The organism is Bartonella sp. MR168JLCBS, assembly GCF_042194175.1.
This window is the reverse complement of record NZ_JBHIMP010000109.1, coordinates 1-1,263: the sequence shown is the minus strand read 5'-3', so window position 1 is coordinate 1,263 and position 1,263 is coordinate 1. Positions and strand designations below refer to the sequence as shown.

General features: G+C 45.8%; 2 protein-coding genes and 1 pseudogene. All 3 read right to left on the bottom strand.

Going from position 1 to position 1,263, the window contains the following annotated elements; genetic code table 11:
- Positions 1 to 869, bottom strand: a pseudogene (pyk, locus tag ACFIK8_RS09520) (pyruvate kinase); the annotation flags it as partial.
- Between the two features lie 20 nt (positions 870 to 889).
- Positions 890 to 1,072: a hypothetical protein gene (locus tag ACFIK8_RS09515; RefSeq protein WP_161510667.1), complete on the bottom strand. Its 183-nt coding sequence runs from the start codon at positions 1,070 to 1,072 to the stop codon at positions 890 to 892.
- A gap of 29 nt (positions 1,073 to 1,101) precedes the next feature.
- The coding region (locus tag ACFIK8_RS09510) for a pyruvate kinase alpha/beta domain-containing protein (protein ID WP_375669283.1) at positions 1,102 to 1,263 on the bottom strand (162 nt) is incomplete at its 5' end.

Here is a 1,263-nt window from a genome sequence, read left to right as displayed (position 1 = left end):
TCAGGATAAAGACCAGATGCTGATTCAGCAGACAACATTACAGCATCAGTTCCCGCATAAACTGCTGTAGCGACATCAGAAACTTCTGCCCGTGTCGGAACAGATGATGTAATCATTGATTCGAGCATTTGCGTAGCCACAACGACAGGTTTCCCCGCTAAACGACAAGCTTTTATAAGTTCCATCTGAATGGCTGGAATCCTCTCCAACGGTACTTCCACTCCGAGATCTCCCCGTGCAATCATAATACCATCGGATACATCAATAATTTCTTCTCTATGCGCCAAAGCTTGAGGCTTTTCGATCTTAGCCATCAAAGACACTTTGCTTTTTGTCAACTGGCGCACTGATATAATATCTTCCGGCCGCTGGATAAAAGAAAGAGCAACCCAATCAACAGACTGTTCCAAAACTGCCTGAAGATCAGCCTTATCCTTTGGCGTCATTGGACAAAAAGGCAAAACCGTATCGGGAAGACTAACCCCTTTTCGATCAGAAATATGGGTTCCAGCAACCACACGACACTGAACAGAATGACCGTCACACACTTCAGCGCATAATTCTAGCCTCCCATCATCAAGCAATAACCGATCACCGGGTTTAACAGCCGCTAACACCTCGCTGTGCGGAAAAAAAACACGCTGTACATCACCAAGAACATCACGATCATCCAATGTAAATTTTTGCCCAACACGTAAATCCTCTTGCCCTTTAACAAAACAGCCGACATGCAACTTAGGTTCCTGGAGATCCACGAAAATACCGATTGGTCAGCGAACGGTTTTTTCGACCTTCCGGATTCGCTTCACCAAATCACACATTATTTTAAGATCTGTGTGACTCATATTAAGACGAAAAACATCTGTTCCCGTTGACTCTGGTGCAAATGTTATGCACCAACCACAGCAGCATAAGTGCGATCTTGCTCGATTTGCTGGGCGATTCGGTCCATCATCAGCACGGCTTTTTCAGTATAAAAACCAGACATGCATGCAGCAGACAACACGAAAGCCAGTTGCTGTGCTTTCACGATAGATGATAAAGCAATAATGGGTATGCTCTGGTCGGGCACTCCCCCAAAAATATCACTCACGTGAACATTCAAACGCCCTTTGTTCCATCTTGAGAAACAGAAGCGATGCGCAGTAAATTCGTAGAGCCAGGTTTTCCAAGTGGGCCGCCAGCTGTCACAAGGAATCGATCTCCTCCTTGGCAAGAGCCTTCTTGAAAAGCGATCGCCGCTGCACGATCAACCATATCCTC